General features: G+C 70.6%; 18 protein-coding genes. 12 read left to right on the forward strand and 6 right to left on the reverse strand.

Annotated elements, in window-relative coordinates:
* The 5 genes from ACV530_RS19505 to ACV530_RS19525 all read left to right on the forward strand — a co-directional run bounded on the left by ACV530_RS19505 (position 1) and on the right by ACV530_RS19525 (position 4,388).
* Complete coding sequence (locus ACV530_RS19505) at positions 1 to 1,002, forward strand: ABC transporter ATP-binding protein (protein ID WP_494333819.1); 1,002 nt, start codon at positions 1 to 3, stop codon at positions 1,000 to 1,002.
* Entirely contained in the window at positions 992 to 2,029 is a 1,038-nt protein-coding gene (locus tag ACV530_RS19510) for an ABC transporter ATP-binding protein (protein WP_494333820.1), read from the forward strand. The genes ACV530_RS19505 and ACV530_RS19510 overlap by 11 nt, the downstream gene beginning before the upstream one ends.
* A 99-nt stretch (positions 2,030 to 2,128) precedes the next feature.
* The gene (locus tag ACV530_RS19515; RefSeq protein WP_494333821.1) at positions 2,129 to 2,686 is read left to right on the forward strand and encodes an RNA polymerase sigma factor; all 558 of its coding nucleotides are present in this window, start codon (positions 2,129 to 2,131) and stop codon (positions 2,684 to 2,686) included.
* Positions 2,683 to 3,714, forward strand: coding sequence for a hypothetical protein (locus ACV530_RS19520; protein ID WP_494333822.1), 1,032 nt, complete (start codon positions 2,683 to 2,685; stop codon positions 3,712 to 3,714). Before ACV530_RS19515 ends, ACV530_RS19520 begins: the two co-directional genes overlap by 4 nt.
* Before the next feature lie 74 nt (positions 3,715 to 3,788).
* Positions 3,789 to 4,388 (forward strand): hypothetical protein, encoded by a 600-nt coding sequence (locus ACV530_RS19525; protein WP_494333823.1) that lies wholly within the window; start codon positions 3,789 to 3,791, stop codon positions 4,386 to 4,388.
* Between the two features lie 445 nt (positions 4,389 to 4,833).
* On the opposite strand, the gene ACV530_RS19530 is transcribed toward ACV530_RS19525, so the two are convergent.
* From ACV530_RS19530 to ACV530_RS19555, 6 genes are all read right to left on the reverse strand, one after another.
* Entirely contained in the window at positions 4,834 to 5,874 is a 1,041-nt protein-coding gene (locus ACV530_RS19530) for an ABC transporter ATP-binding protein (RefSeq protein WP_494333824.1), read from the reverse strand.
* On the reverse strand, positions 5,871 to 6,905 hold the full coding sequence (locus tag ACV530_RS19535) for an ABC transporter ATP-binding protein (RefSeq protein ID WP_494333825.1): 1,035 nt from the start codon (positions 6,903 to 6,905) through the stop codon (positions 5,871 to 5,873). The genes ACV530_RS19530 and ACV530_RS19535 overlap by 4 nt, the downstream gene beginning before the upstream one ends.
* Positions 6,906 to 6,917: 12 nt before the next feature.
* A complete protein-coding gene (locus ACV530_RS19540) occupies positions 6,918 to 7,895 on the reverse strand; it encodes an ABC transporter permease (protein ID WP_494333826.1) in 978 nt (325 codons plus the stop codon).
* 69 nt (positions 7,896 to 7,964) lie between these two features.
* Positions 7,965 to 9,761 (reverse strand): ABC transporter substrate-binding protein, encoded by a 1,797-nt coding sequence (locus ACV530_RS19545; protein ID WP_494333827.1) that lies wholly within the window; start codon positions 9,759 to 9,761, stop codon positions 7,965 to 7,967.
* 67 nt (positions 9,762 to 9,828) lie between these two features.
* Positions 9,829 to 10,833: an ABC transporter permease gene (locus tag ACV530_RS19550; RefSeq protein ID WP_494333828.1), complete on the reverse strand. Its 1,005-nt coding sequence runs from the start codon at positions 10,831 to 10,833 to the stop codon at positions 9,829 to 9,831.
* 216 nt (positions 10,834 to 11,049) lie between these two features.
* Positions 11,050 to 13,170 carry a S9 family peptidase gene (locus ACV530_RS19555; RefSeq protein WP_494333829.1) on the reverse strand — a complete coding sequence of 707 codons (2,121 nt, stop codon included), beginning with the start codon at positions 13,168 to 13,170 and terminating at the stop codon, positions 11,050 to 11,052.
* Between the two features lie 239 nt (positions 13,171 to 13,409).
* Between ACV530_RS19555 and ACV530_RS19560 the strand changes: the two genes are divergently transcribed.
* From ACV530_RS19560 to ACV530_RS19590, 7 genes are all read left to right on the forward strand, one after another.
* Positions 13,410 to 13,604, forward strand: coding sequence for a hypothetical protein (locus ACV530_RS19560; RefSeq protein WP_494333830.1), 195 nt, complete (start codon positions 13,410 to 13,412; stop codon positions 13,602 to 13,604).
* A 28-nt stretch (positions 13,605 to 13,632) separates the two neighbouring features.
* The gene (gene mshB, locus ACV530_RS19565; RefSeq protein WP_494333831.1) at positions 13,633 to 14,526 is read left to right on the forward strand and encodes an N-acetyl-1-D-myo-inositol-2-amino-2-deoxy-alpha-D-glucopyranoside deacetylase; all 894 of its coding nucleotides are present in this window, start codon (positions 13,633 to 13,635) and stop codon (positions 14,524 to 14,526) included.
* A complete protein-coding gene (locus ACV530_RS19570) occupies positions 14,523 to 14,912 on the forward strand; it encodes a DUF6113 family protein (RefSeq protein WP_494333832.1) in 390 nt (129 codons plus the stop codon). The genes mshB and ACV530_RS19570 overlap by 4 nt, the downstream gene beginning before the upstream one ends.
* 218 nt (positions 14,913 to 15,130) lie before the next feature.
* The gene (locus tag ACV530_RS19575; RefSeq protein WP_494333833.1) at positions 15,131 to 17,485 is read left to right on the forward strand and encodes a hypothetical protein; all 2,355 of its coding nucleotides are present in this window, start codon (positions 15,131 to 15,133) and stop codon (positions 17,483 to 17,485) included.
* A 94-nt stretch (positions 17,486 to 17,579) separates the two neighbouring features.
* The gene (locus ACV530_RS19580) at positions 17,580 to 18,536 is read left to right on the forward strand and encodes an ABC transporter ATP-binding protein (protein WP_494333834.1); all 957 of its coding nucleotides are present in this window, start codon (positions 17,580 to 17,582) and stop codon (positions 18,534 to 18,536) included.
* Positions 18,533 to 19,270: an ABC transporter permease gene (locus ACV530_RS19585; RefSeq protein ID WP_494333835.1), complete on the forward strand. Its 738-nt coding sequence runs from the start codon at positions 18,533 to 18,535 to the stop codon at positions 19,268 to 19,270. The genes ACV530_RS19580 and ACV530_RS19585 overlap by 4 nt, the downstream gene beginning before the upstream one ends.
* 28 nt (positions 19,271 to 19,298) lie before the next feature.
* Positions 19,299 to 20,504: a sensor histidine kinase gene (locus ACV530_RS19590; RefSeq protein WP_494333836.1), complete on the forward strand. Its 1,206-nt coding sequence runs from the start codon at positions 19,299 to 19,301 to the stop codon at positions 20,502 to 20,504.
* Positions 20,505 to 20,510: the final 6 nt, after the last annotated feature.

The following is a 20,510-nucleotide window of genomic DNA, read 5'->3' on the forward strand; positions in this document are numbered from 1 at the left end:
ATGGAGACGCTGCTGGACGTGCGGGACCTCCAGGTGGAGTTCCGCACCCGGGACGGGGTGGCCAAGGCCGTCAACGGGGTCAGCTACACCCTGCACGCCGGGGAGACCCTCGCCGTCCTCGGCGAGTCGGGCTCCGGGAAGTCGGTGACCGCGCAGGCGGTGATGGGCATCCTCGACTCGCCGCCCGGCTTCGTCACCGGCGGCGAGGTCCTCTTCCGCGGCCGGGACCTGCTGACGATGCCCGAGGACCAGCGGCGCCGGCTGCGCGGCGCCAAGCTGGCCATGATCTTCCAGGACGCCCTGTCCGCCCTCAACCCGGTGCATACCGTGGGCGCACAGCTGGGGGAGATGTTCGAGGTCCACCAGGGGATGACCCGCAAGGACGCCCGGGCGCGGGCGGTCGGGCTGATGGAACGGGTCCGTATCCCGGCCGCGAAGGAACGGGCGGGGGACTATCCGCACCAGTTCTCCGGCGGCATGCGCCAGCGCATCATGATCGCGATGGCGCTCGCCCTGGAGCCCGACGTGATCATCGCGGACGAGCCGACGACCGCGCTGGATGTCACCGTCCAGGCCCAGGTCATGGATCTGCTCGCGGAGTTGCAGCGCGAGTTCGGTATGGGGCTGATCCTGATCACCCATGACCTGGGCGTGGTCGCGGACGTCGCCGACAGGATCGCGGTGATGTACGCGGGGCGGATCGTGGAGACCGCGCCGGTGCGGGAGTTGTACGCGGCACCCGCGCATCCGTACACGCGGGGACTGCTGGATTCCATTCCGCGCCTGGACCGCAAGGGCCAACAGCTGTACGCGATCAAGGGGTTGCCGCCCAGCCTCACCGACATCCCGGCCGGATGTCCGTTCAACCCCCGCTGCCCCCGGGCCCAGGCCGTCTGCCGCACTGACCGGCCGCCGCTCTTCGCCGTCACACCTGGTCGTGCCAGCGCGTGTCACTTCTGGAAGGCGACGCTTGAAGACAAAAGGGGTCTCGATGACGTCTGAGGCGATCCTCGAGGTGCGCGATCTCGTCAAGCACTACCCGCTGACCCGCGGCGTCCTCTTCAAGAAGCAGGTCGGTGCCGTCCGGGCCGTCGACGGTGTCTCCTTCGACCTGCGGCGCGGCGAGACGCTGGGCGTCGTGGGGGAGTCCGGCTGCGGCAAGTCCACGGTCGCCAAGCTCCTCGTCAGCCTCGAGCGGCCGACCGCCGGGCACATCCGCTACAAGGGCGAGGACATCACCGGCCTGTCCGGGCGCGCGCTGAAGGCTGTGCGCCGCAACATCCAGATGGTCTTCCAGGACCCGTACACCTCGCTCAACCCCCGGATGACGGTCGGTGACATCATCGGCGAACCGTACGAGATCCACCCGGACGTGGCACCAAAGGGCGCCCGCCGCACGCGGGTTCAGGAACTGCTCGAGGTCGTCGGCCTCAACCCCGAGCACATCAACCGCTACCCGCACCAGTTCTCCGGCGGCCAGCGCCAGCGCATCGGCATCGCGCGGGGGCTCGCGCTGCGTCCCGAGGTGATCGTCGCCGATGAGCCGGTCTCGGCGCTGGACGTCTCGGTACAGGCGCAGGTCGTCAACCTGATGGAGCGGCTGCAGGACGAGTTCAGCCTGTCGTACGTCTTCATCGCCCACGACCTGTCCGTGGTGCGGCACATCTCCGACCGCGTCGCGGTGATGTACCTGGGCCGCTTCGCGGAGACCGGCACGGACGCGCAGATCTACGAGCACCCGACCCACCCCTACACCCAGGCCCTGCTGTCCGCCGTCCCGGTGCCGGATCCCGCTGCGCGGGAGCGGCGCGAGAGGATTCTGCTCACGGGTGACGTACCGTCCCCGGCCAACCCGCCCTCGGGCTGCCGCTTCCGTACGCGCTGCTGGAAGGCGCAGGAGAAGTGCGCGCTGGTCGTGCCGCCGCTGGAGGTCCCGGAATGGTTCCGGGAGGACGGGGGCCCGGCGGCACACGAGTCGGCGTGCCACTTCGCGGAGGAGCGGGAGGCGGCGCCCGGCGCGGAGGAGTAGCGCCGGGCGGAGCGGAGAGGGGGGTGCGAACGCTTCCGGCGCTCGTGCACAAGAAAGGGGAGGGGGCCGCGGTACGTGCGGTCCGGAAGAGGAGGGTCCGTGACGACGGACGAGGAACTGCTGGCGCGCTCCGCAACGGACGCGTCGGCCTTCGAACCGCTCGTGGAGCGCCATTCGACGGCGCTGCACGGCTACTTCGCACGCCGGGCGCCCGGTGCCGCGGACGACCTGCTGGCCGAGGCGTGGCTGCGGGCCTACGCGGGGCGGGGCACCTACGACGCGGCCCGCGGGCCGGTCAGGGCGTGGCTCTTCGGGGTGGCCCGCAATGTGCTCGCCGCGCACTGGCGCGGCCAGGACCGGCAGGGCCCCGACGCCCTCGCCGACGAGCCGAGCAGCGACCCGTGGCATGCCGTCGACCGGCGACTGGACGCGGCGGCGGTCGCCCCGCTGATGCGCCGGACCCTGGCAGGACTGCCGGACGTCGAACGGGAGTTGCTGCTCCTCGTCGCATGGGAGCAGCTCAGTCCGACGGAGGCCGCGGCCGTGGCCGGCATCCCCGCGGGCACGGCGCGCTCCCGGTTGCACCGGGCGCGCACCCGGCTGCGTGCGGCGCTCGGTCCCTCCGCCCCGCTTCCCCTGACAGGAGACCTCGCATGACCGGGCAGGACAGGAACGACAAGGACGTCCTCGACTTCCCCGGCGCGGCGCGGCTGCGCGCCGCGGGCAAGGTCGCGCCGCCGTCGCCGGACGTCGTCGCCGCGGCGCTGGCCGCCGTGCGGGCGGCGGCGCGCGGGCCGGAGGAGGACAAGGAGGACGCGGGCGTGGTGGCGGACATCGAGCTCGTCCGGGAGCCGGCGGCGGCCGGGGTCGTCCCGGTCCGGACGTGGCGGCGGCGCCTGCCGGTGCTCGTCTCGGCGGCCGCGGTCGTGGCGGTCGCGCTGGGCGTGGCGTTCCAGCCGTGGGCGGGCTCCGGGGGCGGCTCCCCGGCGGCGGTGCAGGAGCAGACGGTGACGGCGCCGTACTGGGAGGTGCGGACCCTGTTGTGGGAGCGGGCATTCGAGGAGGGTCGGGCTCCGATCAAGGTGGACCAGACGGCCTGGTTCAGTCGGAACAGCGCGCGTGAGCAGGACGGTCACGGGAACGTCTACGAGAGCGGGAACTACTCGACGGAGACCGAGCACATGGCGTACAACGTCTTCGGTCAGCCGGTCACCTGGGACGACGTCCCGAAGCTGCCCACCGATCCGGCGGCACTCCGGGCTCGGCTCCTCACCCCGGGCACGGATGGGGATACGGCCCGGGATAACCTCTTCGACGGCATCGAGGGGTTGCTCGCCCGGTCGCCCGCCGAACCCCGGCTCCGTGCAGCGCTGTTCAAGGTCCTCACCGGGATCTCCGGAGTGCGGGTGACGGAGCGGGTCAAGGACAGCACCGGGCGCGCCGGTACCGCCGTCGAGATCGACCGGAACTACTGGCGCCACCGGCTGCTCGTCGACACCGGGACGGGCCGCGTGCTGGAGTCCGCAGACATCGCGCGGGTCGATTACGGCACACCGGGGACGAGGAAGCTCCGGCCCGGGGACCTCATCAACCGCACGACCTACCTCTCCACCGGGCCCGCCTGGTCGGCGCCGAAGGCGTCCGACCCGCCTTTCCCGCCCGGGCTCAAGCCGGGAAAGGAGTGAACTCCCGGCCAGCCCGGTTGATTTGGCGGTGACTTGCTCTACTCACCGGGACGAGTGACTCGTACTGTACTGAGGTGGACACAGGTCAGTTCTTGGTGCAGGCGCCCTGGGGGCAGCAACGGGGCAGGTTCATCCTCGCGGGCGTCGCCGGGCTGGTGCTCGCGGGCGCCTACATCGGCTGGGACGTCGACGCCATGCGGCAGGTGGGGACCGGCGACTACTTCCGCGCGGTGGTCGACGCCAGTCGTGGCAGCCGGTCGATGGCGTATGTGGCGATCGCCTATCAACTCTCCCTGGATCTCATCCTGTTGCTGTTCTCGCTCGTCGCGCTGGCCGGGCGCCGGGTGGCCAGGGGCGGGCTGATCGCGATGTCGCTCTTCTACCTCTACCAGTCGTCCCGTGAGCTGATCGGGCTGCACGACGAGGTCTACCGGGAGTGGTTCCACCACGGCACCCGGGGCGAGCTGACCCTCGCGACCTATGTGCTGGGCGTCTGCGCCGGGTTGCTGATGCTGGTGGCGATGCTGTCGGCCACGGGGCGGGTGCGGTACGTGGCGCCTCCGCCGGCGGGGTATGGATATCCAGGGCCGCCGCCTGGGTACGGCCCTGGATATCCACCGGCCGAAGCGTATCCTCCGCCGCCACCGAGCGGGCCGCCGCCGGGGTATGAGTGATGCGTGGGCAAGTTGTCAACGAGAGGCTCGAGTTACCGCTCAGATGAGTGCGATCGACCTCTTTGATTGTGAACAACTACCCATGGACATATAGGTTTTGTGGTGGCGCACCGAGTGCGCCCCCCTTCAAGAGGAGTGCTTTGTTCGGGCCACGCGGTCAGGGTGACCCGCCCAGGGCACCCTCCGGCGCAGTCACCGGTGCATGGCTGCAACCCGATGAAGGGGGGCGCCAATGGGGCGTCACCGGAAGATCCAGCCCTCGATCTGGAAGCGTTGCAAGCTGAAGGTGAAGGGGTGGTTCAAGCGCCGGTGACCAGCGGTTCTCACACCTGCTGAGAACCCCTGGTCAAGCCGGGCATCCGGTTTGGTCCTCGCCGTGGGCACCTCCGCGGCGGGGGCCGCTTTGCTTAAGCGCCACCACCGTACCGGTTCCGCACCCCCGCCGTCACGTGCCTCCGAGTGCCGGGTCGAGGACAACCTCCGTGTCCCGCTCCACCGTCGGCGGCTCCGGGAAGTGGCAGGCCGAGAGGTGGCCTTCGCCGCTGCCGTCCGCGCGTGCGAGCGGTGGTTCCTGCGAGGCGCACAGGTCCTGCGCCTTCCAGCAGCGCGTACGGAAGCGGCAGCCCGAGGGCGGGTGGATGGGGGAGGGGACGTCGCCGGCGAGGCGGATGCGTTCGCGGGCGGGGGCGTCCGCGACGGCGTCCTCCGGGACGGCGGACAGCAGGGCGTGGGTGTACGGGTGCCGGGGGCGGCGGTAGATGTCGTTGCGGGACCCGACCTCCACGATCTTGCCGAGGTACATCACGGCGACGCGCTGCGAGAAGTGCCGTACGACGGCGAGGTCGTGGGCGATGAAGAGGAACGCGATGCCCAGCTCGCGCTGCAACTGCTGGAGCAGATTGACCACTTGGGCCTGGATGGACACGTCGAGCGCGGACACCGGTTCGTCCGCGATGATCACCTTGGGCTCGAGGGCCAGCGCCCGGGCGACGCCGATGCGCTGGCGCTGGCCGCCGGAGAACTCGTGCGGGAAGCGGTTGTAGTGCTCGGGGTTGAGGCCGACCGTCTCGAGGAGCTCGCGGACCCGCGCCTCGCGGCCGCCGGGCGGGTCGATGCGGTTGATCTCCATGGGGCCGGAGACGATCCGCCCGACGGTCTGCCGGGGGTTCAGGGACGAGTACGGGTCCTGGAAGATCATCTGGATCTGGGCGCGGACGGGGGCGAGTCGTCTGCGGTCCGCGTGGGTGATGTCCTCGCCCTGGTAGGTGATGCGGCCCGCCGTCGGTTCCAGGAGGCGGGTGAGCAGCCGGCCCGTGGTGGACTTGCCGCAGCCGGACTCGCCGACCAGGCCGAAGCTCTCGCCCGCGCGGACGGCCAGGTCGATGCCGTCGACGGCCTGCACCGCGCCGACCGTCCGCTTGACGGGAAAGCCGCCCCTGACGGGGAAGTGCTTGGTCAGCCCCTCGGCGACCAGGATGTCGGTCATGGTCGTGCGTCCCTCCGGCCCAGGCGGGGCCTGATCTGATCGGTGAAGACGGTGCGTTGCTGCTCCGCGGTCAGATGGCAGGCCGCGCCCCGGCCGGGCGGCAGCTCGGGGCGCTCGGTCCCGCACCGGTCGCCGCCCACGGCGGCGACATGGTCGCAGCGGGGGTGGAAGGGGCAGCCCGGCGGCGGGGCGAGCAGGCTCGGCGGCGCGCCGGGGATGGGGGTCAGCGGCTCGTCGACGTCGGCGGTGAGGCGGGGCATGGAGCCGAGCAGGCCCCAGGTGTACGGATGCCGGGGCTCCCGGAGCACGTCGCGCACCGGGCCGCGCTCGACCGCCCGGCCCGCGTACATCACCAGCAGGTCGTCCACCGTGTGGGAGACCACGCCCAGGTCGTGGGTGATCAGGACGATCGCCGAACCGGTCTGCTGCTGGAGCTCCTTGAGCAAATCGAGGATCTGGGCCTGGACGGTGACGTCCAGCGCGGTCGTCGGCTCGTCGGCGATCAGCAGCTCGGGGTCGCAGACCAGCGCCATGGCGATCATCGCGCGCTGTCGCATGCCGCCGGAGAACTCGTGCGGGTAATCGTCCACGCGCAGCGAGGCGTTGGGGATGCCGACCTTCGTCAGCATCTCGATCGCGCGCAGCCGCGCGTCGCGCTTGGACGCCCCGGTGTGCTTGCGGAAGGGCTCGGCGATCTGGCGGCCGACGGTGTAGTAGGGGGAGAGCGCGGTGAGCGAGTCCTGGAAGATCATCGCCATCTTGTTGCCGCGCAGCTTCTCCAGGGTGGACTCGGCGGCGCCGGTCAACTCCTGTCCGTCCAGCAGGATTTCCCCGTCCACCACGGTGCTGCCCGGATCGTGCAGACCGAGCACCGCGAGGTTGGTGACCGACTTGCCGGAGCCGGACTCGCCGACGATGCCGAGCGTACGTCCGCGCTCCAGGTCGAAGGAGAGGCCGTCCACGGCCTTGACGACGCCGTCCTCGGTGGAGAAGCGCACATGGAGGTCGCGTACGGAAAGAAAGGCGGTCACGTCGTTGGTCTCCTAGGCCAGCCGCACGCGCGGATCGATGAACGCGTAGGCCGCGTCGACGATGATGTTGGCGATGACGATCGCGGTGCAGCCGACCAGCATCACGGCCATCAGGGTCGGCAGATCGGTCTGGTTGACCGATTCCACCGCGAGCCTGCCCAACCCGTGCAGGCTGAAGGTGAATTCGGTGATGATGGCGCCGCCGAACAGCGAGCCCAGGTCGATGCCGAAGATGGTGACGATGGGGGCCAGCGCCCCGCGCCAGGCGTAGCGGAAGAAGACCGTACGGCGGCCCAGGCCCTTGGCGCGGGCGGTGCGCACATGGTCCTCGGAGAGCTGCTCGATCATCTGGGAGCGGGTCATCCGGCTGTAGTTGGCGATGAAGATGATGGAGAGCACCAGCCAGGGGATGATCAGGCCGGTGAACCACTTCCAGGGGTTGTCGGTGATCGGGTAGTAGGTGGGGTTGTCCAGCCAGTGCAGCTGGGTGACGAGGACGGCCAGGGCGACGATGCCGACGAAGTAGATCTGCAGCGAGTTGCCGATCAGCGACAGCGAGCTGAAGAACTTGTCGATCCACGTGCCCCGGAACGCCGCGGCGATCATTCCGATGCCCACGCCCACGATCAGGAAGACCACCGCGCCGCCGATGGTGAGGGACAGGGTGGTGGGGAAGCGGTCGGTGATGGTGCCCCAGACCGGCTGCTGGTTGGAGAAGGAGTAGCCGAAGCAGGGGACCGGGCAGTTGCCGACGGAGAGGTCCCGGCCCGCGAAGATGCCCACCATGTAGTGCCAGTACTGGACCGGGATCGGCTGGTCCAGGCCCAGGTTCTTGTGGATCACGGCCATGGCGTCGGCGGTGCAGTTCTTGCCGCAGGACAGCCGGGCCGGATCGGAGGGCAGCGCGAAGAACAGGAAGAAGGTGATGGCACTGATCAACAGGATGATGACCAGCGCGCCCAGGGTGCGGCGGAGCAGGAATCTCAGCATGGCTGCGCGGCCCTTACGGATCGGGGGCGGGCGGCCGGGCCCGGTCAAGGGCCCGGCCGACTGCGGACGTCACTTCACGAAGACCGAGGTCGGGTCGGGATATCCGTACACCGTGTGGTACTTGACGCCGCCCAGGCCCGAACCCCAGATGGCGAACTGGAGGTTGGCATAGGTGGGCACCGCCGGTACGTCTTCGGTGAGGATCTTGTCGGCCAGCTTCATCCACTCCGGACCGGCCTTCTTCACATCCGGGACGGTGTTGATCCGGTCGATCTCGGTGTTGACCGAGGAGTCGTTGAGGTGCGAGTAGTTCTGCGCGCCGTCGGCGATCACCCGGCCGTCGTACAGCGGCGGGACCACGGTGGTGGCCACCGGCCAGTCCGCGCCCCAGCCGGTGCGGAAGATGTCGAACTTGTTCTTCACCTCGGCGATGGAGTTCTCCCAGATGTTGGCGTCGATCTCCTTCTTCTGCACCTTGAACCCGGCCCGTTCCAGGCCCTGGGTGACCACGACCGAGACCTTCTGCTGGACATCGGTGTTGGCGTAGGCGTAGACGATCTCCTGACCCTCCTTGCCGGCCTCCTTCAGCAGCGCCCTCGCCTTGTCCGGATCGCCGTTGGGCTTGGCCTTCTTGTCGAACGGGTCACTGTCCTTGTAGCCGTCGACGGACGGGGAGACCAGGTTGGTGGCCAGCTTGCCGGCGGTCGCCCCGCCGATCTGCTGGATGATCTGGCCGCTCGGCATGGCGTAGGCGAGTGCCTTGCGGACCCTGATGTCCTTGATGCGGTCCATGTTGATGTTGATGACATCGAGGTAGGGCTGGAGCTCGATGAAGCGGCGGGACTTGGTGCCCGCGTCGTCCAGCACCTTCTGCACCATCTCGGGGGCCACCGCGTTGGTCCACGAGATGCCGTTCTTGTCGGGGCCCTCGGATGCCAGCAGCCGCCGGGTGGAGTCGGTGGCCTGGTGGCCGAAGCTGATGTCGAACTTGTCGACGAACTGGTTGCGGATGGGGTCCGTCTTCGGGTCCCAGTTCTCGTTGCGCACGAAGGTGAGGGACTTGCCCACCTTGTAGTCGCCGACCTTGTAAGGCCCGCTGGAGAACGGCGCGTTGTCGTACTTCTGCTTGGTGTCCTTATCCGCTTTGACCGCGGCGACGTTGGGCATGGCGGTGGCGAACGGGGCGTCCGCGTGCGCCTTCTGGAAATGGAAGACGACGGTCTTGGCATCGGGGGTGTCCAGGACCGAGGACGGCAGGTGCTTGCCGTTGTACGGGCCGTCCGGCAGCGCCTTGCGGTAGCTGGTGCCGTCGCCGGAGAGCCACTGCTGGATGTACTGCGGACCGTCGGTCTCGAAGGAGGCGTAGAGCCGCTCGATGCCCCAGCGGACGTCCTGGGAGGTGATCGGCGAGCCGTCCTCCCACTTGAGCCCGTCCTTGAGGGTGAACTTCCAGGTCTTGCCGCCGTCCGAGGAGGTGCCGGTGTCGGTGGCCAGGTCGCCGACGACCTTGGCGTGCCCCTTCTCGTCGATCTTGTAGCCGGTCAGCGAGCGGTTGTAGAGCAGCTGGTTGATCAGCATGTCGCCGTAGTAGATCTGTCCCGGGTCGAGGTGGTGGAAGGCGTCCCGCTGCAGGACGGTGACCGTGCCGCCCTTCTTGGCGCCGGCCGGCTGCGCGGCCGGACCCGCGGAGTCCTCCTTGGTGCCCAGCGAGTAGTTGGAGGAGACGTTCTTGTCCTCGCCCGGCCCCGCGCTCTTCTTGTCGCCCCCGTCACCTCCGCCGCCGCTGCTGCACGCGGAGAGCACCAGGGCTCCGGCCGCCAGGGCCACGGCCGTGGCCCTGGCTCTGCGGTTGACTGACGTCCTCATGGGTTCTAGCACCTGCCTGCCTGGGTGACGGGAAGTCGGTACGTGCGGTAGGGACTTCAGGGCGCGGTCAGCGTTTGGTGCGAGGGTCGAACGCGTCCCGGACGGAGTCCCCGAGCAGGTTGAAGGCGACCACGAAAATGATCATCGCGAGCCCGGGGAAGAAGATGTAGGTGATGTCGCTCTCGTAGTACTTGGCGCCGCCGGCGAACATCCGGCCCCAGTCGGGGGTGGGTTCCACGATGCCGACGCCGATGTAGGAGAGTCCCGCCTCCGCGGTCACCATGGCGGGGAGCATCAGGGTGGACTGCACCAGGATCGGGGTCCAGAGGTTGGGCAGCAGCTCCCTGATGATGATCCGCCACGGAGAGGCCCCGGTGACCTTGGCGGCCTCCACGAACTCCCGTTCCCGCAGGCTGAGTACCTGGCCCCGGACCAGCCGGGCGATCCCCATCCAGCCCAGGATCCACAGCACCAGGATCAGGGTGAGGACCCTGAGGTAGGTCGGGGTCTCCTTCTCCGGGCTGACGAACAGCGAGTAGACGACCGGGGTGAAGGCGATGAAGGCCAGCTGCTGGGGAAAGGCCAGCAGCAGGTCGATGAACCGGCCCAGGAAGTAGTCGGTCCGGCCGCCGGTGTAGCCCGCCGTCATCCCGATCAGCACGCCCGTGACCACACAGAGCAGCGTGGCGGCGGCGGCGATCAGCAGCGAGGTGCGGATGCCGTAGACGAGCTGGGTCAGTACGTCCCGGCCCAGGGTCGGCTCCAGGCCGAACCAGAAGCGCCCGGAAATGCCGCCGTTGGCGGCGACCGGATAGCCGTACGGGTTGAGCAGGCCCGGCTCGTTGAGCCCGTAGGTCGTCGTGGGGTCCTTGCCGTAGACCTTGGAGATCAGCGGGGCCCCGAGCGCGACGAGGAAGAAGAAGATGACGACGCAGGCCGAGACGACCCCCGCGCGGTCGCGTTTGAAGCGCCGCCACATCAGCTGGCCGGGCGACCGGCCGGTCAACTCGGCTGCGGTCGCGGCGGGTTGTGCATCGGCCGTACCGAGCGCGGCCGTGGTAGGACTCGTCATCGGCGCACATCCCCCGAGTCGTCTGGAACCCCACGTGTGACGTATCGAACACGTTGGGTTGAGCGGACTCTGGCAATGGAGTTCCCACGCAGTCAAGGGGGCTGCAATGGATGGTGCGGGGCTCCTTCGCATCTTGAGCGAAGGTTGTGCAGATCGAGGTGGTGGCGTGCTTGACAGCAGGTCAAGCACGCCACCACCAAGGTCACCCCGACGACGTTATCGGACGGTCAACGCGCGCTTGAGAAAGTCGACTTGGAGCAGCAGGAGGTTCTCCGCCACCTGTTCCTGCGGCGTCATGTGCGTCACCCCCGACAGCGGCAGCACCTCGTGCGGGCGGCCCGCCGCGAGCAGCGCCGAGGAGAGCCGCAGCGTGTGCGCCGCGACGACGTTGTCGTCCGCGAGCCCGTGGATGATCATCAGGGGCCGGTGCGGCTCGGCCGCCCCCGACAGGCCGGCGTCCGTGATGAGGGAGTTGCGGTCGTACACCTCAGGCTGCTCGCCGGGGTGGCCGAGGTAGCGCTCGGTGTAGTGCGTGTCGTACAGCCGCCAGTCGGTGACCGGCGCACCGGCGATGCCCGCGTGGAAGACGTCGGGGCGGCGCAGTACGGCCAGGGCGGCGAGGTAGCCGCCGTACGACCAGCCGCGGATGCCCACCCTGTCCAGGTCCAGCGGGAAATCCTTGGCCAGTGCCTGCACCGCCTCGACCTGGTCGTCCAGGGTCGCACCCGCGAAGTCGTCCCGGATGGCCTTCTCCCAGGCGGGGGAGGTGTGCGGGGTGCCCCGGCCGTCCGCGACGACCACGGCGAAGCCCTGGTCGGCGAACCACTGCGAGGTGAGGTGGGCGTTGTGCACCGCGGCCACGCGGGGGCCGTGCGGCCCGCCGTAGGGGTCCATCAGGACGGGCAGCGGCCCGTCGCCGTCGCGGTACCCGGTCGGCAGGAGCACCGTGCACGGGATGCGGCGCGCACCGGCCGCGGTGAAGTGCGGGCGCGCGGTCAGCACCGGCGTGTCGGCGAACGACACCACGGTGGTGACCTCCTCGCCGTCGCGCATGACAGCGACCCGGGCGCCGCTGCGCTCCGCCGAGGCGGACGCCAGGACCATGACCGCGCCGCCGCGCACCGCCGAGTGCCGGCCCGCGCCCCGCGAGATCCGCTCCGCGCCGCGGGCGCCGACGCGGTAGACGTGCTCCTCGCCGATCTCCGCGTCGGCGGCCCCGGGCCCGGCGGTGGCGGAGATCAGCACATCGTCCTCGCCGATGTCGAGCACCTGCTTGACGTGCAATTCCGGCCCGGTCAGCCGCTGTTCGCCGGCCATCAGCACCCGCGCCCCGGCCTCGTCGGCGATGCGGACGAGCCTGCCGTCCGGCGCCCACGCGGGCACCCCGGGGAACAGGTCGAGCCACACCGGGTCCGCCTCGGTGTGCGCCACGCGCGTGGCACCGGTGGCGGTGTCGACCTCGAGGTACTGCTGCGAGCGCTGGTCGCGCGCCTGGACGAGGAACAGCGGGGGCCGGCCCGCGGACCAGTGGACGCGGGCGAGGTACGGGTGGCGCTCGCGGTCCCAGGTGATGTCCGTACGGGAGCCGTCCAGGCCCAGCAGGGCCAGGGTCACCTCGGCGTTGGCGGTGCCGGCGGCCGGGTAGGCGGTCTCGGCGGGGGCGCTCGCGGGGTTAGCCGGATCGGAGATCCACCACCGGCTCACGGGTGATTCGTCCACTCGGGCGGTCAGCAGAGCATCACTTTCGGGTGACCACCAGAAGCCGCGCGAACGGTCCATTTCCTCGGCGGCGATGAACTCGGCGAGCCCCCAGGTGACCCCCTCGCGCTCCGGCTCGGCCAGGGCGCGGTCGCTGCCGCCGTCCGCCGTGACGACGCGCAGGGCGCCGCCCGCGACGTAGGCGACGTGGCGGCCGTCCGGTGCCGGACGGGGGTCAACGACCGGGCCGGGAGCGGGCAGTTCGCGCGTCGCGCCGTCGCGCAGGCCGGCGGTGAAGAGCCGCCCGGACAGGGCGAACGCCGCCAACTCGGCGGCGTCGTCCACCGCGTAGCCGACGATGCCCGCCGCTCCCTCACGGCTGCGCTCGCGTCTGGCCCGCTCCTCGGCGGACAGTTCCTCGCCCGCTCCGCCGAGCAGGGTGTACGGGTCCGCCGCGGCGAACTCCCGTCCTGTGCCCGGCTCCAGGACCCACAGGGCGTTGGCGCGGTCGGTGCCCGAGCCGGACCGCAGGAAGACGACGCGCGATCCGTCCGGCGCCACGGTGAACGCGCGCGGGGCGCCGAGAGTGAAGCGTTGGGTGCGGGCGTACTGGCGGGGAAACGAGAGCTGTTCGGTCATGCCGGCGAGCCTACGGGCAGCCACCGCGCGGGCGGCGGGATGCCTTCATGCGCCCCGCTTTCACTCCCGTGCACCGAGTTCATACGTGCACGCGGAAAGTTATGATCGCTCACGCATAGTGGGCGTCCTGTGCGGCACTTGCCGGTCGCCTTGTCGTTCGTCCTGTGCTGTTCGTCCGTGCTGTTCGTTCTGTCGTTCGTCTTGCTGTTCGTCGACCGCGTACCTGGAGGTGAACCGCTGTGGCACTCTCGATTTCCGCGGTGGTGCTGCTGGCGATCGTTGTTTTCCTGCTGGTCCGGAAGTCCGGGCTGAAGGCGGGGCACGCCGCGGTCTGTGTGCTGCTGGGCTTCTATCTCGCGAGTTCGTCGATCGCCCCGACCATGCACCAGCTGACGAACAGCATCTCCACCATGGTCGGCAACCTGAAGTTCTGACCGGGCGCGCGGCTCGTAGGCTGGTCCCATGACCGACCTTCCCGGCCGCCGGCTGCTCCTGGTGCACGCGCACCCGGACGACGAATCGATCAACAACGGCGCGACCATGGCCAAGTACACCGCCGAGGGTGCCCATGTCACGCTCGTGACCTGCACACTCGGCGAGGAGGGCGAGGTGATCCCGCCGGAGCTCGGCCGCCTCGCCGCCGACCGGGAGGACGCCCTCGGCCCGTACCGCGCCGGTGAGCTCGCCGCCGCGATGCGGGAGCTCGGCGTCACCGACCACCGCTTCCTGGGCGGCCCCGGGCGCTACCGGGACTCCGGGATGACGGGCTCCGAGCAGAACGAGCGCCCCGGCTGCTTCTGGCAGGCCGATGTCGACGAGGCCGCCGCGTACCTCGTTGAGGTGATTCGCGAGGTGCGGCCGCAGGTCCTGGTCACCTACGATCCGCACGGCGGCTACGGCCACCCGGACCACATCCAGGCGCACCGCGTCGCCATGCGCGCCGTGGACCTGGCGGCGGAGCCGGTGTTCCGGCGCGACCTCGGCGACCCGTACGCAGTTGCCAAGGTCTATTGGAACTGCGTGCCCCTGTCCGTCGTCGAGGAGGGCTTCGCACGGCTGCGTGAGAAGGGGGAGGCCTCTCCCTTCCCCGGCGTCGCCTCGGCCGCCGATGTGCCGGGCGTCGTGCCCGACGCGGAAGTGACGGCGGCGCTCGACACCACCGCCCACGCCGCGGCGAAGGCCGCCGCGATGCGGGCCCACGCCACCCAGGTCTCCGTGGACGGCCCCTTCTTCGCTCTCTCGAACGCGCTGGGCCAGCCGCTGTTCGCCACCGAGTACTACAAGCTCGTGCGCGGCGAGGCCGGTGCACGGGCTTCCGGGCTCGAGGACGACCTCTTCGCGGGGGTGGACGCGTGAACGGGCTCCTCACCCCGATCAGTCCGGGACGCCTGCTCGGCAGTCTCGGCATGCTCGCCGTCGGCGTCGTGGTCGGCCTCGCGGGTTCGCTGGTGCAAGCGGGCTGGTTCCCCGGCGGGTTGCTGCTCGCGCTGCTCGCCGTCGGGGGCGTCTGCTACGGCGGCGTACTGGCGACGGGCACCAGGGTCGGCGGGGCCGCGGCCGGCACCGGATGGCTGCTCGCCGTGCTCATGGCCTCGCCCACGCGTCCGGAAGGCGACTTCCTCTTCGAGGCCGGACTGGGCTCCTATGTCTACATGCTGGGCGGTATGGCCGTTGCTGTGATGTGCGCCACGCTCGCGAAGCCGGTGCAACCAGGCGGGGCGGCAGACCGACTTGGCAAGTGAAGTGACGATTTTTGCCTGACGTTTCCACAACTCCGAACCGTTGGCTTTGAGACACAATGGCGCGCGCCGCGCTGTCGGCCGCAGGATGACCCGGCGGTCGTCAAGTGCGCGCCCGCGGTGCCCAGTATGGTGGTGCCGCCGCCGAGCCCCCCTGACCTTGGGCATGGGCGACCCCTGGGAGGTCAGAGGGCGGTGGAGAGCAACCGGGAGAACCTGCTTTGAGCCGTGAATCTGACAGTTCGTCCTCCGGGCCCCAGGGGCGCGGAGGTGCCGCGTACCCGTCGGGCACTCCGCCGTACGGAACCGACGGCCCGGCCGAGGGACAGAAGCCGGGCGCCAAGCCGGAGACGCCCAAGACCGAGACCACGCTGACGACGCGGATCCGCATCAACATCCCGGGGTCGCGCCCCATTCCGCCGGTCGTCATGCGCACGCCGGTCGGTGACGACACGTCGGACGCGGCGCCTGCCGAGCCCGAGCAGTCCGCGGCGCCGGTGAGCCGCCCCGAGCCGTCCGCGGCTCCGGCCGCGCCGGAACCCGAGCGGCCGGCCGAGAAGACGAGCGACTGGTTCGCACCCCGCAAGCCGGCCGCTTCTTCCGCCCCCACGCCGCCGAGCCTGCCGCGGCGTACACCGGGCGGCACGCAGCCGATGGGGACGCCTCCCATGGGTGCGCCGCCGATGGGTGCGCCGCCGATGGGTGCGTCTCCCATGGGCGCGTCCTCTATGGGTGCGTCTCCCATGGGTGCGTCTCCCATGGGCGGGGGCGCGCAGCAGCATCCGCCGGTGCCGGGCGACCCGTTCACGGGCGCGCCGATGCAGGGTGCGCCCCTGCAGGGCGGTGCGCCGTGGCCGGGCGACCAGTCGACGACGGGCGCGATGCCCGTGCCGGGCGACCCCTTCGCGGGGATGCCCGGGCAGGGCGGCGGTGCGCCGTACGCGGGCGACCCCTCGACGACCGGTGCGATGCCGATGCCGGGTGACCCGTTCGCCGGCGATCCGTCGACGACGGGCGCGATGCCGATGCCGGGTGACCCGTTCGCGGGTGACCTGTCGACGACCGGTGCGATGCCCGTGCCCGGCGGCCCCTTCGCGGGTGCTCCGGTGCAGGGCGGTGCGCCGTGGCCGGGTGACCCGTCGACGACGGGTGCGATGCCCGTGCCGGGCGACCCCTTCGCGCAGCCGCCCGTACCGCAGGCGGCCATGGAGACCACCCAGCAGTTCCCCGCGCCCGGTACCGGGCAGGGGCCGCGGCTGCCGTTCCCCGTGGGCGGGCCCCGTACGGACACGCCGCACCAGGGCGTCCCGGCCGTACCCCCGCCGCCGCCCGCCCCGGGCGTCCCCGCACCGCAGGGCAAGGGCAAGGGCGGCAGGAAGGGTGGACCGAATACACCGAAGACACAGCCGCCCGCCGCCCAGGCCGCCGCGGAGACGCTCGTCAGCGGCATCCCCCCGGTGACCCCGGCCGGTGCTCCCCGGACGCCCGTCGACAGTGGTGCGCCCCGGGTGCCGGTGCCCAAGCCCAAGGCGGGCACGGCCGTGCCCAAGCCGCCCGTGCCGAGCGCGCCCGCGGCGGGTGCGCCCGCGCCCGCGGCCAAGAAGGCGGCCAAGAAGGCGGCCAAGAAGAAGGGCCGTTCCAAACTCGTGCTGCTGGGCGGCGGCGTGGTGGCACTGGTCGGTGCCGCCTACGCAGCCGGGCTGCTGATGGACCACGCCGATGTGCCGCAGGGCACCACCGTGCTCGGCGTCGACATCGGCGGCAGCTCCAAGGACCAGGCGGTGCAGAAGCTCGACGCCAAGCTCGGCGACCGTGCGACCGCGCCGCTCAAGGTGTCGGTCAGCGGCAAGGAGACGCTGCTCAAGCCGTCCGTGGCCGGTCTGTCCATCGACACCCAGGAGACCGTGCGCTCCGTGTCCGGGCGGGACTACAACCCCGTCACCGTGCTCGGTTCGCTCGTCGGCAACAGCCGCAAGGCCGAGCCCACGGTGATCACGGACGAGGAGAAGATCACGGCCGCGCTCAGGGCGCTCGCGGGCGAGTCCGGCGGGAGCAAGGACGGCACGATCAAGTTCGAGCCGGGCAAGGCCGTTCCGGTCTACGGCAAGCCGTACCAGGGACTGGACATCGACAAGGCGGTCAAGGCCGTCTCGGACGCGTACCGCGAGCGTGCCGACACCGGCCGGGACACGGCCGTGGAGCTGCCCAGCTCCCATGTGCAGCCCACGGTGAGCAACGCCGAGGTCGACCAGAAGCTGAAGTCCTTCGCCCAGCCCGCCATGTCGGGCCTGGTGACGATCCAGACCTCCGACGGGGCCCACAGCATCCAGTTCGGCCCGGAGCTCTCGCTGCCGAAGATCCTTTCCATGAAGGCGGTCGACGGCAAGCTCGTGCCGGTCTACAACCTCGAGGTGCTCAAGGAGCTGTACGGCCAGAAGTTCGCCGGGGTCATGGTCCAGCGGGCGACCGGCAAGACGCCCGTCACCCCGCAGGACGTCGCGGGGGCGCTCGGCAAGGCGCTGAGCGGCAGGACGCCGGCCGAGCGGATCGGAACCATCCAGCTCAACCCGAGCTGAGTCCGTCCTCGTGCGTCGGCCATGACATCTGTCATGACCGACGCACGACGAAGGACACTGCACACGGTCACGCCGCTCCCGGATAGTGGAGGTCATGACCATCTCAACATCCACGTTCACGGGGGGCGGCCGTCGCACGGGTCTGGGGCCCGTCGTCAGCTTCGCGAACGTCAACAAGAGCTACGGCGACGTGCGGGCCGTCGCCGATCTGAACCTCGAGCTCTTCCCGGGCGAGACCGTCGCCCTGCTCGGCCCCAACGGGGCGGGCAAGTCCTCCACGCTCGACCTGCTGCTGGGGCTGCGCAACCCCGACTCCGGCACCGTCGAGCTCTTCGGCACCACTCCCCAGCGCGCCATCGAACAGGGCAAGATCGGGGCGATGCTGCAGAGCGGCGGCCTCATGGAGGACGTCAAGGTCCGCGAGCTGGTGAAGCTCGCCTGCGATCTGCACCCGCACGCCTACCCGGTCGACCGGGTCATGGAGCAGGCAGGCATCACCGAGATCGCCGACCGGATGGTCAACAAGCTCTCGGGCGGCCAGGAACAGCGTGTGCGATTCGCACTCGCGACGGCCGGTGCGAATGAGCTGATCGTGCTGGACGAGCCGACGACCGGCATGGACGTCACGGCCCGTCAGGCGTTCTGGGGCGTCATGCGCCGCCAGGCGGACGAGGGCCGCGCGGTCCTCTTCGCCACCCACTACCTCGAAGAGGCCGACGCGATCGCGGACCGTGTGATCGTCCTGCACCGCGGCCGGATCCTCGAGGACGGCTCGGCCGCGGAGATCAAGGCGAAGGCCGGGGCCCGGCGGATCGTCTTCGACCTGGACGGCGCCATCGACGAGACCGTGCTGCGCGGGCTGCCGTTCCTCTCCACGCTGGAGATATCCGGCCGTACGGTCCGTATGCAGTCGCACGACGCGGACGCGACCGTGCACGCGCTCTACGGGCTCGGCTGCTACCCCCGCAACCTCGAGGTCGCGGGCCTCGGCCTGGAGCAGGCCTTCATCGCCATCACCGACGCTGCGACCGCCGGGGAGGCGGCCCGATGAACACGCTGATCAAGCTTGAGATCTCGCGCAACCTGAGGAACAAGAAGTACATGTTCTTCTCGGTGCTCTACCCGGCGGTGCTCTACCTGCTCTTCTCGGCGAGCACGAAGAGCACGGACAAGATCGGCGACACCGGGCTGACCTTCACGCTGCTGTACATGGTCTCCATGGCCTCGTTCGGCGCGATCACCTCCGTGCTCGTGGGCAATGCCGAACGCATCGCCAAGGAGCGGGAGAAGGGCTGGGTGCGCCAGCTGCGGCTCACCGCGCTCCCGGGCCACGGCTACCTGCTGTCGAAGGTCGCGTCGGCCTCCGTGGTGTCGCTGCCGGCGATCGTGGCCGTCTTCATCGCCGGTGCGGCGAAGGGCGTCCACCTGGACGCATGGCAGTGGGCCGCCCTGCTGGGCGTGATCTGGGCGGGCAGCTGTGTCTTCGCGGCGCTCGGTGTGGCCATCGGCTACATGGCCACGGGCGACGCCGTACGGCCCATCGCCATGATCGTCTACTTCGGTCTGTCGATCCTCGGCGGCCTGTGGATGCCCTCCACCGTGTTCCCCAAGTGGCTGCAGAACATAGCGGAGTACGTCCCCACCCACGCCTATGCCGGGCTCGGCCAGGCCATCGAGCGCGGTGACGCCCCCGGGACGAAGGACGTGGTCATCCTCGTCGCCTACATGGTGCTGTTCGCGGGCGCCGCGGCCTGGCTGTACCGCAAGGACACGCACAAGGCGTGACGTCATGAGCGACGGCGAGGACGGGGCGATGGCAGACAGGCCTTTCAGCAGTGTGGGCGCCAGGCCCGAGAACAAGCGGCAGTTGCTGGTCAAGTCCTCATGGGCCGTCCTCTACCTGACGTACCTCGTCTACACGGTCGAGGACCTGGTCCACGGTCACCACGGCACCGGTGCAAGGGTGTTCGGCTGGCTCGGGCTGGGCCTCTTCCTCGTCGGGTACTTCTACCTGCTCTTCGGCCCCCGCCCGCCCGTCGGGCAGGGCCGGGGACGGCTCGCCCTCCTCGGCGGGCTGTACGTGCTGTCGGTGGTGCTGGTGGTGACGCTCGGCGGGCCGTTCCTGTCGCTGCTGGTCTACGTCGCCATCTCCTGCGGGGTGATGCTCCCGCTGAAATGGGCGGGCCGTGTCATCCCGCTGATCACCGTCACCGCCGTCGGCTTCGGAGCGGTGTACGGCGCGGACGGCGCCACGCTGCTCCTGGTGGGCACCGCCTCGCTGCTGGGCGGCCTCGCGATGGCGGCCCTCATGCAGATGGGCCGCACCATGCGCGAGCTGCGCGAGGCGCGCAACACGGTCGCCCATCTCGCCGCGAACGAGGAGCGGTTGCGGCTCGCCCGGGACCTGCACGACCTCCTCGGCCACTCGCTCTCGCTCATCACGCTCAAGAGCGAGCTCGCCGGGCGGATGCTGCCCGACAAGCCCGAGCAGGCCGCCCAGCAGGTCGCGGACATCGAGCGCGTCAGCAGGCAGGCGCTGAAGGACGTACGGGAGGCGGTGAGCGGATTTCGCCGCCCCACCCTCGAGTCCGAGCTCGCCGGGGCCCGTACCGCCCTGGCGGCCGCCGGGATCGTCGCGGACCTGAGCCGCGCCTCCGGCCTCCCCCGGAGCCTGGACGGCCCGGGAGGTGCCCCCATCCCGGACCTGCCGCCGGACGCCGAGGGCGCGCTCGCCTGGGCGCTGCGCGAGGCGGTGACGAACGTGGTGCGGCACAGCGCGGCCCGCCGGTGCGAGGTCGTGCTGGCCGAGTCGGGCGACGAGTTGTGCCTGACCGTCACCGACGACGGCCGCGGGCCGGCCCGCCCGCACGGCAACGGCCTGACGGGCCTGACCGAGCGGCTCGCCCTCACCGACGGCCGGCTCGAGACCGGCCCCGCATCGCGCGGAGGCTTCCGGCTGCGGGCCAGCGTGCCGCTCTCCCGCCGGGTCGCCCCGGAGGTGCTCGAGCCCCGGGGCTGACCCCCT

It is taken from the genome of Streptomyces sp. SX-6 (genome assembly GCF_059089585.1).

Coding starts and splice junctions, on each gene's coding strand:
- ACV530_RS19510 (WP_494333820.1), top strand. CDS start 992: ATGACGTCTGAGGCGATCCTCGAGGTGCGCGATCTCGTCAAGCACTAC.
- ACV530_RS19505 (WP_494333819.1), top strand. CDS start 1: ATGGAGACGCTGCTGGACGTGCGGGACCTCCAGGTGGAGTTCCGCACC.
- ACV530_RS19540 (WP_494333826.1), bottom strand. CDS start 7,895: ATGCTGAGATTCCTGCTCCGCCGCACCCTGGGCGCGCTGGTCATCATC.
- ACV530_RS19530 (WP_494333824.1), bottom strand. CDS start 5,874: ATGACCGACATCCTGGTCGCCGAGGGGCTGACCAAGCACTTCCCCGTC.
- ACV530_RS19520 (WP_494333822.1), top strand. CDS start 2,683: ATGACCGGGCAGGACAGGAACGACAAGGACGTCCTCGACTTCCCCGGC.
- ACV530_RS19585 (WP_494333835.1), top strand. CDS start 18,533: ATGAACACGCTGATCAAGCTTGAGATCTCGCGCAACCTGAGGAACAAG.
- mshB (WP_494333831.1), top strand. CDS start 13,633: ATGACCGACCTTCCCGGCCGCCGGCTGCTCCTGGTGCACGCGCACCCG.
- ACV530_RS19555 (WP_494333829.1), bottom strand. CDS start 13,170: ATGACCGAACAGCTCTCGTTTCCCCGCCAGTACGCCCGCACCCAACGC.
- ACV530_RS19545 (WP_494333827.1), bottom strand. CDS start 9,761: ATGAGGACGTCAGTCAACCGCAGAGCCAGGGCCACGGCCGTGGCCCTG.
- ACV530_RS19580 (WP_494333834.1), top strand. CDS start 17,580: ATGACCATCTCAACATCCACGTTCACGGGGGGCGGCCGTCGCACGGGT.
- ACV530_RS19590 (WP_494333836.1), top strand. CDS start 19,299: ATGGCAGACAGGCCTTTCAGCAGTGTGGGCGCCAGGCCCGAGAACAAG.
- ACV530_RS19550 (WP_494333828.1), bottom strand. CDS start 10,833: ATGACGAGTCCTACCACGGCCGCGCTCGGTACGGCCGATGCACAACCC.